Source organism: Gracilibacillus massiliensis (genome assembly GCF_001458115.1).
Lineage (GTDB): Bacteria > Bacillota > Bacilli > Bacillales > Amphibacillaceae > Gracilibacillus > Gracilibacillus massiliensis.
The window spans coordinates 659,501-673,123 of record NZ_CZRP01000013.1 but is presented as its reverse complement, the minus strand read 5'-3'; the positions used below and the strand labels follow the sequence as shown (position 1 = coordinate 673,123).

At 34.3% G+C, this 13,623-nt stretch carries 12 protein-coding genes; 4 read left to right on the top strand and 8 right to left on the bottom strand.

Going from position 1 to position 13,623, the window contains the following annotated elements; translation table 11 throughout:
* Positions 1-32: 32 nt before the first annotated feature.
* Positions 33-1,454, bottom strand: coding sequence for a 4-hydroxyphenylacetate 3-monooxygenase, oxygenase component (gene hpaB / locus BN3107_RS15335; RefSeq protein WP_058308504.1), 1,422 nt, complete (start codon positions 1,452-1,454; stop codon positions 33-35).
* A gap of 172 nt (positions 1,455-1,626) precedes the next feature.
* Here hpaB and BN3107_RS15330 point away from each other — a divergent pair, with 172 nt between their 5' ends.
* Together BN3107_RS15330 and BN3107_RS15325 are read left to right on the top strand one after the other, a co-directional pair.
* Positions 1,627-2,067, top strand: coding sequence for a cell wall hydrolase (locus tag BN3107_RS15330; protein WP_058308503.1), 441 nt, complete (start codon positions 1,627-1,629; stop codon positions 2,065-2,067).
* Between the two features lie 105 nt (positions 2,068-2,172).
* Entirely contained in the window at positions 2,173-2,817 is a 645-nt protein-coding gene (locus BN3107_RS15325; protein WP_058308502.1) for a ThuA domain-containing protein, read from the top strand.
* A 133-nt stretch (positions 2,818-2,950) separates the two neighbouring features.
* Here the strand turns inward: BN3107_RS15325 and BN3107_RS15320 are convergent, their stop codons facing one another.
* From BN3107_RS15320 to BN3107_RS15295, 7 genes are all read right to left on the bottom strand, one after another.
* Entirely contained in the window at positions 2,951-4,390 is a 1,440-nt protein-coding gene (locus tag BN3107_RS15320; protein WP_058308501.1) for a response regulator transcription factor, read from the bottom strand.
* Complete coding sequence (locus tag BN3107_RS15315; protein WP_058308500.1) at positions 4,371-6,191, bottom strand: sensor histidine kinase; 1,821 nt, start codon at positions 6,189-6,191, stop codon at positions 4,371-4,373. The genes BN3107_RS15320 and BN3107_RS15315 overlap by 20 nt, the downstream gene beginning before the upstream one ends.
* Positions 6,192-6,302: 111 nt before the next feature.
* Positions 6,303-6,752, bottom strand: a complete 450-nt coding sequence (locus BN3107_RS20160) for a glycoside hydrolase family protein (RefSeq protein ID WP_231735351.1) — start codon at positions 6,750-6,752, stop codon at positions 6,303-6,305.
* Positions 6,753-6,839: 87 nt separating this feature from the next.
* Positions 6,840-7,223 (bottom strand): glycoside hydrolase family protein, encoded by a 384-nt coding sequence (locus BN3107_RS20155; protein WP_231735349.1) that lies wholly within the window; start codon positions 7,221-7,223, stop codon positions 6,840-6,842.
* A 37-nt stretch (positions 7,224-7,260) separates the two neighbouring features.
* Positions 7,261-8,076 carry a carbohydrate ABC transporter permease gene (locus BN3107_RS15305; protein WP_058308499.1) on the bottom strand — a complete coding sequence of 272 codons (816 nt, stop codon included), beginning with the start codon at positions 8,074-8,076 and terminating at the stop codon, positions 7,261-7,263.
* Positions 8,073-8,954 (bottom strand): carbohydrate ABC transporter permease, encoded by an 882-nt coding sequence (locus tag BN3107_RS15300; RefSeq protein ID WP_058308498.1) that lies wholly within the window; start codon positions 8,952-8,954, stop codon positions 8,073-8,075. Before BN3107_RS15300 ends, BN3107_RS15305 begins: the two co-directional genes overlap by 4 nt.
* 62 nt (positions 8,955-9,016) lie before the next feature.
* A complete protein-coding gene (locus BN3107_RS15295) occupies positions 9,017-10,285 on the bottom strand; it encodes an ABC transporter substrate-binding protein (RefSeq protein ID WP_058308497.1) in 1,269 nt (422 codons plus the stop codon).
* 290 nt (positions 10,286-10,575) lie between these two features.
* Here BN3107_RS15295 and BN3107_RS15290 point away from each other — a divergent pair, with 290 nt between their 5' ends.
* Together BN3107_RS15290 and BN3107_RS15285 are read left to right on the top strand one after the other, a co-directional pair.
* Entirely contained in the window at positions 10,576-11,634 is a 1,059-nt protein-coding gene (locus BN3107_RS15290; RefSeq protein ID WP_058308496.1) for an ABC transporter substrate-binding protein, read from the top strand.
* Between the two features lie 174 nt (positions 11,635-11,808).
* Entirely contained in the window at positions 11,809-13,608 is a 1,800-nt protein-coding gene (locus BN3107_RS15285; protein ID WP_331456364.1) for a cache domain-containing sensor histidine kinase, read from the top strand.
* Positions 13,609-13,623: the final 15 nt, after the last annotated feature.

The following is a 13,623-nucleotide window of genomic DNA, read 5'->3' as shown; positions in this document are numbered from 1 at the left end:
CCCCCCTGTTTCGGAGGAACCGTCCCCCTGTTTCACCCCAAAAATCGTTTGACATAATCTGTTTGCTTTTTGATGTCATAATTTTTGTAGAGTTCTCTGGCTAGGTGGTTGGGATTTCCGAGGAAAAAGCGTTCATATTGAGTTTGTCTGCTGCCGAATGCACTCATGGTGGCGTCCCATGCTAGTCGAAATAATTGTACTCGGTCTTTTGCGTTTAATGTCGCACTTTGTAAATATTGATCTAAATCGGTTTTTATCTCCGATTCAAAGTCTGCTTCGGTTGGGATCGATACTAATCCGCTGGAACCTAATAATTGGATGATTTCAGATAGGCGAGCACACACTTTTGGATAAAGAGCTGTCGCTACTTGTAAGGGTGCAAGCTCAGGGCGCATCAACGCAAACTCATCCGTTTCAGCATTGACTTCCGCTTTTATGATCAGTGCTTCCATCGTTTCGAGCACTGTAATCATTTCTGCCATCATTTCCTGAACATGCGGATATTCCTGAATATTTATCGCATCCACAATTGATTCTGCGAGTCCTATTAAAAAGTCAGTTTTAATAATTTGCCTACTCACAATCTGATGTAATGTAAATGGAAGAAAAGCACTGTCGTTTTTAAACGTATTGGATATTTCGGTATTATGATAAAAAAACACTCGATCCCACGGAACGACTACATCATCAAATACTACCAAACTATCAGATTCTTCAAATCTCGAACTGAGCGGATAATCATACGCAGACTCACCATCAACAAAGGAATCTCTGCTAATAAATTTCAATCCCTTTGTATCGCTTGGAATAGCAAAGGCAAAGGCGTAAGCTTTATCCGTGATTCCACCTGGAGAAAAGACGATAATCTCATCTGTCAGTCCTCCTTGTGTTGCGAGTAATCGTGCTCCTTTAATTACGATGCCTTCTTTTGTCTCATTTACAATTTTTGCAGCTATCGGTTCTTTAGAATCTTCAAAGTAAAGGGCCGAGCGATTGACCTGTGGATTTATAAATGTATGTGTAAAAGAGAGATCTTTTTCTCTTGCCTTTTCATAGAAATCAATTAAATGCTGTGGAAAGCAATTTTCTTTTCCACTTAGTAGTTTAGCGGATGAAGCAAACGTCATAAGTATGGTATTCATATAGTCAGGACTTCTACCAAGCATGCCTCCACTTAGCTTTGCCCATTCTTGCACCATTTTTCTTCGCTGAATAAGATCTTCCTTGGTAACGGGTTGTAAATAAGAGACGCCAATCGGATGACCTGTTACGGGTGATCGATACGTCATAAAATCCTTTTTGTGTTGTAAGTCATAAAGAGCGGCTTGGCTTTTGATCACTCCTTTGAAGGCAGAATGATTGATAATATCGTCTATTCGTTGTCCATTATGCCAAAGCTCTATTTTGAGGTTTTGTAATCGATGCGTATAGACATTTCCAGTTATTGCAGGCATATATTCACCCCTTGCTAAAAAATGAACTCAGATTATTATACAAATATTTCAGGAAAATGTTACGAGAACAAAAAATAGTCTTTTGTATATGATAAAAATGACTATCTAAATAAGTAAGTGAGCTTAATGAAACAGGAGAACCGTCCCCATGTTTCACAGGAGGTGATGATGAATGCCGAGGGTTAAATACACTTCGAATGATGTTAATCTTATGGCGAGGATGATGCGTGCGGAGGCTGAGGGTGAGGGGCGTCTTGGGATGTTGATGGTTGGTAATGTGATTGTGAATCGTGCGAAGGCGGATTGTTTGGATTTTGAGGATTTACGGTCGATTCGAGATGTGATCTTTCAAGTGCAAGGTGGTAACTATTCCTTTGAAGCAGTTCAAAAAGGAAACGTTTTTTATAACCGGGCAAGAGGTGTAGAAAAAAGGTTAGCGGAACAAACGCTAAAGTATTGGCGCCAACATCCTTCTAAATATGCACTATGGTACTTTAATCCGTATGGTGAGTGTCCACCTACATGGTATGATCAACCATTTACAGGACAATTCAAACAACATTGTTACTATGAACCACAGGCAAATACTTGTGCAAGTGTTTATAGATGGTAAAACAAAAACCCCATATAATTTATTGGGGTTTTTGCTTTGTATTTAATTCTTTTGTAGAATGTAATGATAACGCTTTAATTTGATTTCAACAAGGAGGAGAGAAACGTGGCCAAAAAAATATTAGCTGTTTTAGGTGATTATTATCATCGAAAAGATTGGGCAGTACATGCGCTTGAATCTGCTATACAATCTATCGAGGAGACCGTTGTGCTAGAATATAGATCTGTTGATCAACTTGTAGAAAGCTTAGCCAGCAACCCAGATGCCGTCATCTTGTTTGCCGAAAATCGAATAAATCCAGAGGATGAACAGGTTAAAACATGGATGGATGAAGAGGCAGCATCCGTAATTGCTAAGTATGTAGAAAATGGTGGAGGTTGGTTGGCTTGGCATTCTGGCCTTGCTAGTTATGATAATGTTCAGGCTTATACATCCATGCTTCATGGTCAATTCAAATACCACCCACCAGAACATCAACAAGTAACATATAGGGCAAAACCGAACTCTGTAATAATAGAAGAAGGAACGAGCTTTACGATCCTGGACGAACATTACTTTGTGGAGTGTGATGAAGAGAAGACTAATGTGTTTTTGACAACAGAGTCCGTAGATGGAAAGTCGATTGGAGGGTGGAATCATCGGTTTGGAAAAGGGGATGTGATTTGTCTGATACCAGCACATTTGGAAGAAGGATTAATGGATGATAATGTTCAAAGGCTTTTAACAAATTGTGTAAAGAAGATTTTGTGATAAATCATAATCGTTTGAGATGAAAAACAGCCTTACCATATATTGCTATGGATAGGCTGTTTCATGTTGATAAAGTTATAACTCTATTTTTAACGACAATTATACAGGATATTTAAATATAGATTTGTATGGTTTAACGATTACGATATTTTTTGGGACTAATCCCATAGTATTTCTTAAAGACATTACTAAAATGACTCTCTTCATCCATGCCAATTTTTTCACAAATCTGATAGATCTTTAAATCAGTATCTGTAAGTAATTCAGCAGCTTTTTCCATTCTTACTTTTGTTACATAAGCCCAAAGTGTTAATGAAAATTCAGTTTTGAATAATTTGCTTAATTGGTATTTATCGATATGAAACTGATCTGCTAATAGCTGTAAAGATAAAGGCTCAATATAATAATGATCAATATATTTTTTAATGTTTTGAATGCGCTTTATTTTATCTGAAGAATCACTATTTTGTTTTAGTATGTCTTCCACAGCTTTTACGATCCAGATTTTAATGTCATCATATGTTTTATTTTGCAATTGAAGAGATTCCACTGTAGCTTTTGATGAAGCAGGCATTACTGTATCTACAATATCACAAATATATTCCAGCACATATGTTGGGTGTAGGGATTGCTCTTTAAAATTATTTAAAATCTCGTTCAACTCATTCGTAATATCGGTGTCTTTCATATAGTCATACTCGATACTTTTTTTAAACGTGTTAAAAAAGTGTTCCGTATTAAGGGCACGTTGGTAGCGGAACGGTTGATCATGTTCCTGAAATTCATGAATGGTATTAGGTTGATAAAAACCCATATCTGAAAAAGTTTTGGCTAATTCACCCATTTCTAAAAATTGCGTAATGTAAGAACACGGTGGACTTATACCTGCGAAATATTTTAATCCATTTGTAGCTTTGTTTAGATCATTGTTTAATTGTTGAATCGTTAATTGGTTCATAGGATCTTTTATAAATAGATATACTTCCGTTGCATTTAGTTGTATAACAACAAGATCCCAATTTTGTAAATGCTGCTTGAATGTGTTTGTTGCTGAACCATTTAGTAATTTTAAATACAGTATTCTATATTCAGTACTATTTAGGTGATCAAAAAGCTGTTGTAGCTCTGTAAAGTCTTCTTCATTGTTTCCTCTAATCAATAGATTATAAAACCTATCATGAAGCAAATTTGACTTTTCGTTGTTAATTTCACTAATGTAATTCTTTACTACTGCTACCAGTTCTGTTTCATCTACTGGTTTTAGAATATATTTTTTCACATCTAACTCGATCGCATTTTGTGCATATTCAAATTCATTAAATGCGCTTAGAATAATGGTTTTAGGAATAACATCATTCGATTTCTGAAGATGTTTTAATACATCAATACCACTCATTTTGGGCATTTCAATGTCTAGAACTAACAGATCTGGCTTTTCTGTACGTAAAAGATGAAGTGTGTCTTCACCATTATAAGAATGGATGACTTTTTCAAATCCTAATGTTTTCCAATCAATCACTCCGGTTAAGTATTGATGAAGGGATTTCTGGTCATCAGCTATCAATATTTTCATTGAAGACACCTCCCTTATTGTCTAAAGGTATTTTGATAAACACTTTCATATATTTTCCCTCTTCACTCTCTAAAGATAATCCATATAAATCGCCAAACTCTAGTTTAATACGCTGGTTTAAATTAAAAATGCCAATGCTTTGAGTTTCGATGCTTGAAAGTGAGAGTGCTTTATTCATTCTATCCAATGCTGTTTGCTTCATACCAACCCCATCATCGGTAATGATGATATTGAGTGATTGTTGCATTTTCTGTGTGTGTATACGAATTTCGCCGCCATCTTCATTAAATCCATGTTTAATTGTATTTTCAATGATCGGTTGAAGGGTTAATCTTAGCACTTTCGTAGTTAACAATTCCTCATCTATATCGATTGCTAGCTTAATTGGTTCTTGAAATTTTTTATTAATGATATATAGGTATTCTTTGATGTATTCAATTTCTTCTTTTAATGTAACAAGTTGGTGTGTTTGATTCATCCCATATCGTAATGATTTACTTAGAGCCAAGATGATTTGGTTGGCTTCTTTTTTATTTCCAAATACAATTTCTGTTTGCAATAATTGTAAGGTATTAAAAATCATATGTGGATTCATTTGTGAGTGTAACGATTTAATCTCACTTTCTTTTAGCGAAATTTCAGTAAGGTAATTGTTACGGATCAGAGTTTTAATTTTTTTCATTAAATTGAAATATATGTTATAAATAGAATTCAGTTCATATAGTTTGTACTCACGTTCAGGAATATTGAAATTTTCATCCAAGTCATTGTTAATGTCATTCAACATGTGTTGGAATGGTTTAGAAATCTGTTTCGAAATCAGAAAGATTACCAAAATATTGACCACTAAACTGATTAATAGTATGTTTAATAATTTGTCACTTAATTGGTTCGTATTTTCAGTGATTTCATTTAAATTTGTAGCATGTACTAATTTCCACCCTTGAATAGAACTAGGCAGGGAGACCACGATCGATTGTTCTCCATTTAATTTACCTTCTGAATATTCAAGGCCTTCCTTACTTCTTGTTGTCGCATCATCTAACGCGAATGCACTTCCGATTAATTGATTATCTGAATGAGCTAAAATCGTATTATCTTCATCAAGTAAAAACAGTTCTCCTCGATTATAGGGATTAAAATTAAAAAAGTCTTGAATCATTGCAAGCTCCAAATTAAGAATGACAGAACCTATTACGGTTCGTTGGTAACTATGAATAGGGATGCTCAAGGAGATAGTGTATTCATCGTGTTCACGGTATTCATCTAAATAGTACACTTGTTGATGTAATCCTAAGCTTTTAATTTGTGTATTTTTATTTGCAAGAGCATTTTGAAACCATTCCAACTCATTAAAATCAAATTCCCAGTCAATTGTTTTCGAGCCAATTAAATTATAGTAGTATCCGTTCTCCCCAAGTATTAAAATATCACGGATAATTGGTTTGTATTCACTAACACTCGAACTAACTTGATTAATGTTTCTTTTATAAATAAGCTGTTGACCGATGTCCATATCTTCATGGTTGATAATAGACTGAATCACAGATCGATTACGTGATAGGATGAATAAGGGTTGCTTGACCTCATCAATCATATTGTTCAATCCAACAGATGCCTGCTCTACGATTTTGTAATTAAAGAAGAGCGCTTCTTCTTTAATGGCATTTGTCGAGTCCCTTATCATTGTAATACCCACAATTAAAATCATTAAAATATTAATGAAAGCGAAACTAACAAAGATATGCAACACGATACTTTTCTTAGAAAAAAAGGATGGGAATGAAATTTTTCTATTCATGGTTGTAAGCACCTCATAGATGAAATGTGTAATGCAAATTTTAACTCCACGTTTCTTTTTCATATAGAAAGATGGTGCTAACCAACTGGGGGTTAACACCTGCTAAACTTTCTAAAGTATAAGACGAAAATCTTTGTTACGGTCACAGATAATTTTACCATTGTTATGTTCCAATTCTGCTATTTGGATAGAAGATCGTTTACTGTGATAGGATTGATTAGGGTCCTTACCACGTTCAGGATGAGTAAAATAAAAGATATAAGCTTTATCTTGATTGACTAATACATCGGCATGATAACCATAACCAGTATCATCAGGTCTGGTACCATCTTGATCTAATATGGTACTATTATAAGTCCAGTCTTGACCATTTTCGGAACGATATACAGCTTGTCCGTCCCATTTATCTACGATTAACCAATAGCTATCCTTCCATTGAAAGACGTTTACTCCTTCATGTGGAAAGTCGGTAATTACTGGTCCAATCACTTGCCAGTTATATAAGTCACTACTATCTGCGCAATACGTTTCACTATTATTTCCTTCATCTTTATACCACATTCGATAGCGTCCGTCTGGGAGTTGGTGGATAGCAGCATCAATCACATAATTGGAGCTTAAGGACAACGTTGATTCAAAATGCCAATCCTATAAATCTTTACTGGTATAATGTAAAATATGGCGTTGATGGCCTTCCCATTTGCAAGGAACCCCAGTTATATAGCTAACATACATGTGATAGGTATTGTTCGCAAAAATGATTTCTGGTGCCCAAAAAGTATTTCGACCTTTTTCAATGTCTAGATTCTCGATAATTCCCCGATATAACCAATCGACGCCATCTTTTGATGTGGCAATTCCTAAATCTGTTCCATGCACCCAAGAAAAGTCATCGGCAGGACTTGTTGCTCTTCTGTTAGTATAAACCATCCACCACTGCTTTTCTAGGTGATTCCAAATGATAGTCGGATCTGCAGCACCGTCATAGATAGGATCTCTGAATAGCGGGGCTTTCACTTCTTTGTTTTCCATTTTTAGCCCTCCCAATTATAATAATTTTAAATGATTCTTAGCCTTTGACAGCTCCACCCACTAGTCCTTTGACGATATATTTTTGCATCGTTAAAAAGAAAATAACCATCGGTATTAATACAATCACACTCAATGTCATAAATAAGGGCCAATCGACAGTATATTGACTCCGTGCGTTAAAAATTTCTAATACTAATGTATTTTTACTTGGAGAATTAAGAAATAAATTGGGTGCAAGGAAGTCATTCCATACCCACATTGTTTGAAAAACAGCAATCGTAACAATAATTGGTTGTAATAGTGGAAGAATAATCTTCCAAAAGATCCCGAAAACACTGCAACCATCAATTGTTGCTGCTTCAATTAAATCTTTAGGAATCGTTCTCATGTATCCCATTGTTAAAAAGAAGCAGAAGATCGTTCCAATCATGTAAACAAATACAAGACCATATAGTTTGTCAACGAATTGAAAATTGACCATTAATTCAAATAAAGGAATCAAGGTTGTCTGAAAAGGGATTAGAAAACCTGCAATTAAATACATCATGATCACTTTATTCCATTTATTCATGTTAAAAACTAAAGGATAAGCTGCCATTGCACCAATAATGATCATTAAAAGAATCGAAAAAAACGTGACAAAGAAAGTATTCCAAAAGCTTTGTAACAGTGGTACTTGGGTAAATACTTCAACATAATTGTCTAAATAAATCTCCTTAGGCAAAGCTAAAGGATTTTGAGCTGCTTCTTGTGGCGATTTAATTGTATTTACTAAAATATAATAAAAAGGAATAATCATGATAATCGTGATCGGAAGCATTACCAAGCTTAAGATAATATTACTTTTTTTCATTGTATTTTTTCCTCCCTTTTTTGCATAATGGTCACTTGGAATATAGTGATGAATAGAACAAGTACAAAAAAGACAATCGATAAGGCAGAAGCAAGACTAAAGTTAGACTCAGCAACCCCTCGTTGGATAATAACTTGTGTAAGTGTATACGTTGAATAACCTGGTCCACCACTTGTTAAAGCAAAGGGCATTTCATATACTTTTAAACCGTTTGTTAATAGTAGCATTACACTTATTGTCATGGCAGGCGCTAATAATGGAACGGTGATTTTTCGGAATTTTTGCCAAGCGTTTGCTCCATCAATTTCGGCTGCTTCATAAAAGTCTTTTGGTATTGCTTGCAAGAAAGCTAAATAAATAATGGCATGCCAGCCCGTTTGATTCCAAGTTGCCACAATAATCGTTGATATTCTCGCTAGGTCTGGATCAGACAACCAAGGAATTGGTCCTATATTAAATAATGTTTCTAATCCGTTATTTAATACTCCTGTAGAAATTGGTGATAGAATAAACCCCCATACGAAACCTAATAGTAAAGTACTTGGTATCGCAGGAAAGAAAAAGGCTGCTCTAGCAAAATTGCGTCCAATAAACTTCGTGTCCAACACAATCGCTAATGGTATTGCTAATACTGTAATAATAATTGTTGACAAAATTGCGTAATATAATGTGAAGCCTAAACTTTGGACAATAGCGGAATCACTAAATAATTTAATATAATTATCCAAGCCTACAAAGCTGAAATTCCGGTCATACCCTCCAAAGTCAGTCAAACTATAATAAAAAGCTTTCAACAATGGATAGACCATTAATAGTGTATAAACAATTAAAATTGGTATTAAAAATATTTGATATTGCCATTGGAATCTTGATTTCATTGTTATACCTCCCATCATGAATAGGGTGCAGATCATGATCTACACCCTTCATTTGTCAATGATTAATTACCTTCTAATTCATTCAATCTTTGATCAAGTCTATTAGTTATATCTTCAGGTGTGCTGTTTCCCATAATCATATCTTGGATGCCAACGATGAATTCTTGGCTTAGCTCATTATTATGTCTTGGCCAAGATATTTGTGGTAAATAATATCTATTATCTAACAATGCTTCACTAATTAATTCAAGGCTCGGATGTGTTTCTGCCTCATATCCATCTGCAGTAATGAAAGCGCCTGTTCCTTCATATATTAATTCCAGACCCTCTGGACTTGATAGGTATTCTAAAAAAGTTTTTGCTGCTTCCATATTTTCTGTGCTCTTATTGATAGCATAACCTGGAGAAGCTGCACCAGAAGCAAATAGTGTTCCTTCTTCAGTTCCAGGGATTGGCATTACGCCAAATTCAAGATCTGGATTCCCTTCTTCAATTGCATTAATATTCCATGGCCCTGTCATAAGCATTGCAACGTTTTCATTAATAAATTCACTTAGTATTTGATCACCGTTCAGACCTAAAGCTGCTTCTTTGACAATTCCTTCGGTAAATAATTGATTATAGGTTTCTAAAACAGATGTCCATTCATCTGAAAAAGTTGTTTCTCCGTTAAACAGTTGTGTGTCATAATCAGGGTTATCGGAAATGATTTCGGCACCGGATAATGCGGATAAACTCCCTGGAATTTCTGATTGAAATGTATCATAAAAAGGTGTTACGCCAAATTCTTCTAATTGTTTACCTATTTCAATGAACTCTTCCCATGTTTGTGGTTTTGGGTCAATACCTGCTTCCTCAAATATTTTTTTATTGTAGAATGCTCCACCACCCCATGAAGAAACAGATAATGCATACGTTTTTCCATCCTGTGAGTAAGCTGCTTTATTTGCTTCACTAATAGGCTCCATAAATGCTTCATCGGTTAAATCGACTACGTAATCTCCTTGTATTAGATCATTTCTGTTTTCGGCAGCCATAATAAATACGTCTGCTGCTGAATCAGATAATAATCGTGTTTGCAAATTTGAGATATAGCCTTCAACAGGTGGTGCATGAGAGAATTCAATCTCAATTTCCGGGTGTGCCTCTTCGAATCCTTCTATTACTGGATTCATAGCTTCTTCCCCGTCCCATGAAAGGAAGCTAAGTGTAACTTTCTCCTCGCTAGATTCAGTTTCAGTAGTATCATCACTTTCCGCTTCATTTTCTGAGCTACTACATGCGACGAAAGTTAATAATGAGAACAATAAGATGAACAATAATTTTTTCATTGATGAAACCCCCATTTGATTTATTTTTGCTTCTTGTTCATCATAAAGCGAACTGGTTTGAAAGTTAATATAAATTATTGGTGAAAAAGTTATAAAAAATTGTATACGGTTTCAATTTGAGTAATGCTTATATTTTGAACAGTATTTTAGAATTACTGATTACGCTTTTTAAAATGTTTGATTAATAATGAACGGAAATTTATAAATAAACAAATATTATTGTAAATACTTTTATAGTGTTCCCTTTTAAACTAAACAGGAGTCAAAAATTAATAAAAGGGGAGAGTTACATGAAAAGTATCAAGCAAGTGTTGATGATTTTTGTTACGGTGTTATCATTAGTTTTTATTCTTTCAGCATGTAATACAGAGAACACAAATTCTTCTAATGAAGACACTACTGCAGAGGAGAATAATGAGGAAACAACAAATGATAGTGAAGAAAGTGAAGGTGAAGAATCCTCTGATCCAATTGTAGTTGGTTTTTCACAAATTGGCGCAGAAAGTGGCTGGAGAACAGCTGAGACAGAATCGATCAAAGAAACATTAGAAAATGATCCACAGTTTGAATTGAAATTCTCGGATGCTCAACAAAAACAAGAAAATCAAATAAAAGCACTTAGAAATTTCATCGCGCAGGAAGTAGATATCATTGCTTTAGCGCCTGTAGTAGAGTCAGGGTGGGAAACCGTCTTAACGGATGCGAAAGACGCAGGTATTCCAGTAATCTTATTAGATCGTGGTATTGAAGTAGAAGACGAAACTTTATACACCAGTTTTATTGGTTCTGACTTTATTCTTGAAGGTGAAAATGCAGCTAAAGAATTAATTAACCTAATTGGTGAAGATGTAGAAACAAATATTGTAGAATTACAAGGTACGGTAGGAGCAAGTGCTGCAAATGATAGAATGGAAGGATTTGCGAATGTAATAGAAGAAAATGATAATTATAATATTATAAAATCGCAGACAGGAGAGTTTACAAGATCAAAAGGGAAAGAAGTTATGGAAGCCTTTTTGAAATCAGATGGGGAAAATATTGATGCGGTTTATGCACATAATGATGACATGGCACTTGGGGCTATTCAGGCGATTGAAGAATATGGTTTAAAACCAGGTGAAGATATAAAGATTGTCTCTGTTGATGGAATTAGAGATATTTTTGAAGCAGTAGTTGCCGGAAAAGCAAATATCATCGTCGAGTGTAATCCGTTGCTAGGGCCACAATTAGCACAGGCTGCAAAAGATTTAATGGATGGTAAGGAAATTGAGAGATGGATTAAAACAGAAGAAACAGTATTTGTAGGTGCTGAAGAAGCAGAAGCAGCCCTACCTGATCGTAAGTATTAAAAAGTTTAAAAAATCGGGATTGTTTTTGCAATCCCGGTTTTTATGCATCTGTTAAAACGGACAAATAGAATGGAAGAGTACGAACTTCAAACCGTTTTATATAAATTGCCTCTTGATAAAATGTTCTTAATAATGAATAATAAAATTTAACACGGTATAACCATTCATAATACCTTGATAATTTTCGTTAACATTTTTAAAAAAGGGGGAAGACCCATCAATGTAAAAAAGGTCGTCTACTATTTTAATAATAGAAGTATTCGATTCAAGCTCTTATTTTATTTTTTTATAATTATTATTTTATGTGTATCTACTCTAAGTTTTTTGGGAGGGAATATTTATAAAGATTCGCTTGAGGAAGAAGCGAATATGCATACGGATCAAATGATTAATCAAGCTTGGACTAATATTAAAACAATGATCGAAGAAAATGAGAATATTATTTACTACCTTTTTCAAGAAGAAGCAGTGAAAGCATTTATGTTAGATGTAGATTCTTCTGATCAGATAATCAAAGAGAAAATGAAGGTTTATAAAGAGAAACATCCCGAAATTGCAGGTATTTTAGTCTTAAATAAGCAGGATAAATTCTTAAGTAATGAGATTAATCGTATATCAAGAGATCCACTTACAAAAGAGCCGTGGTATCTAGAGGCGATTCAGTCACCAAATAAAATTCATTTGGTAAGTAATCCGATCGGTAGAAATATAAAAAATAATTCCAATTATCAGGTCAACAATGTTCTTACACTTGTAAAGGCATATAAACACCCTATTACAAATGAGGCGATAGGTGTTATATTAATTGATTTAAAATTAGATTTTATAAGGGATATAATCGAATCTATTAAGCTGGGGAAAAGTGGATTTGTATTTATTACGGATGAAAATGGAAAAATTGTGTATGCACCTGTTAATGATATTGTCTATCGAATCCATCCCAATTGGTTGGTAGAGCAGAATCGATCACCAATCGAAAAAACAATAAATGGAGATAATTATCAAATTATTTATAATACAATCTCAGATATTGAATGGAAGGTTGCTGGTGTGTTTTCATTAGACGAGACGACAAAAGTGGTATCTGAAGTTCAAAAACTCACATTTGTAATTGCTCTAATAACTTTGGTTGTAGGATCTATGTTCTCGTTGTTTTTTGCGAGTATGATTACCAAACCTGTTAATAAATTAAAAACATTAATGGGAAATGTTGAAGAAGGAAGGTTTGATCTAAGGTTTCATTCCAAATATACAGATGAAATAGGGCAATTAGGAAAAAGCTATAATAAAATGATAGACGAAATAGAACGTTTAATTGAACTGGTATATAAAGAACAGAAAAGTAAACGAGAAGCGGAACTAGAAATTTTACAAGCACAAATTAAACCACACTTTTTATATAATACTTTGGACACAATTCAATGGATGGCAGATGAATACGGGGCTACAAAAATAACGGATTTAGTGAATGCGCTTACAACCTTATTTAGGATAGGATTGAATAAAGGTAAAGAATATATCACTGTAGAGGAAGAAGTGGAGCATGTAAAAAGTTATCTTATTATTCAACTGACAAGATATCAATCAAAGTTAGAGTATGAAATAAATATAAATGAGAAAGTAAAAGGGTTCCAAGTTTTAAAGCTGATCTTGCAACCCCTAGTGGAAAATGCCATCTATCATGGAATTAGAAATAAAAGAGGGAAAGGGAAGATCCTAATAGATATTGATTCAAAAGATGACAAACTCTTATTCTCAGTACATGATACTGGAATAGGTATTAAAAAAGATAAATTATGGGAAATAAATAATTATTTAAAAACAACAGATTCTAATGAGTCGAAGGGTTATGGGTTGTTTAATGTGAACGAAAGAATTAAATTAACATACGGATCTGATTACGGGGTGGAAGTAGATAGTGACTTTCAAAATGGGACAACAGTAAAGGTAATCCTTCCTCTTAAGACATTTTAGTCAAGGAGGCTAATT

Bases quoted from the DNA above. Each gene is read 5' to 3' on its own strand.
- BN3107_RS15320 (WP_058308501.1), bottom strand. From the start codon at position 4,390: ATGAAAATATTGATAGCTGATGACCAGAAATCCCTTCATCAATACTTA.
- BN3107_RS15330 (WP_058308503.1), top strand. From the start codon at position 1,627: ATGCCGAGGGTTAAATACACTTCGAATGATGTTAATCTTATGGCGAGG.
- BN3107_RS20160 (WP_231735351.1), bottom strand. From the start codon at position 6,752: ATGTGGTATAAAGATGAAGGAAATAATAGTGAAACGTATTGCGCAGAT.
- BN3107_RS15295 (WP_058308497.1), bottom strand. From the start codon at position 10,285: ATGAAAAAATTATTGTTCATCTTATTGTTCTCATTATTAACTTTCGTC.
- BN3107_RS15305 (WP_058308499.1), bottom strand. From the start codon at position 8,076: ATGAAAAAAAGTAATATTATCTTAAGCTTGGTAATGCTTCCGATCACG.
- BN3107_RS15300 (WP_058308498.1), bottom strand. From the start codon at position 8,954: ATGAAATCAAGATTCCAATGGCAATATCAAATATTTTTAATACCAATT.
- BN3107_RS15290 (WP_058308496.1), top strand. From the start codon at position 10,576: ATGAAAAGTATCAAGCAAGTGTTGATGATTTTTGTTACGGTGTTATCA.
- BN3107_RS15315 (WP_058308500.1), bottom strand. From the start codon at position 6,191: ATGAATAGAAAAATTTCATTCCCATCCTTTTTTTCTAAGAAAAGTATC.
- hpaB (WP_058308504.1), bottom strand. From the start codon at position 1,454: ATGCCTGCAATAACTGGAAATGTCTATACGCATCGATTACAAAACCTC.
- BN3107_RS20155 (WP_231735349.1), bottom strand. From the start codon at position 7,223: ATGGAAAACAAAGAAGTGAAAGCCCCGCTATTCAGAGATCCTATCTAT.